Source organism: Actinomadura sp. NBRC 104425, assembly GCF_030269545.1.
GTDB classification, from domain to species: Bacteria; Actinomycetota; Actinomycetes; order Streptosporangiales; family Streptosporangiaceae; genus Spirillospora; species Spirillospora keratinilytica.
In genome coordinates this window covers 1-335 of record NZ_BSTN01000138.1, presented here as the reverse complement: position 1 = coordinate 335, position 335 = coordinate 1, and the positions used below count along the sequence as shown (strand labels likewise).

1 protein-coding gene is annotated in these 335 nt (G+C 73.7%); it reads left to right on the top strand.

The features are described 5' to 3' along the window. A partial coding sequence (locus QSK22_RS33460) for a transposase (RefSeq protein ID WP_285498527.1) occupies nucleotides 1–335 on the top strand: 335 nt, incomplete at both ends.

Sequence of the window (335 nt, the reverse complement as noted above, 5' to 3'; positions counted from 1 at the left end):
GAGGGCGGCCGCACCGTGAACGTGCACGTGCTGGTGGCGACCGGTGTCAACGCCGACGGGCACCGCGAGATCCTCGGGGTCGAGGTGGCCTCGGCCGAGGACGGCGCCGGATGGCTCGCCTTCCTGCGCGGGCTGGTCGCCCGCGGCCTGTCCGGCGTCCAGCTGGTCGTCTCCGACGCCCACACCGGGCTGGTCGAGGCGGTCGCATCGACGCTGCCGGGGGCGTCCTGGCAGCGGTGCCGCACCCACTACCTGCGCAACCTGCTCACCAGAGTCCCCAAGTCGGCTCAGCCGTGGGTGGCGACGCTGGTGCGCACCATCTTCGACCAGCCCGC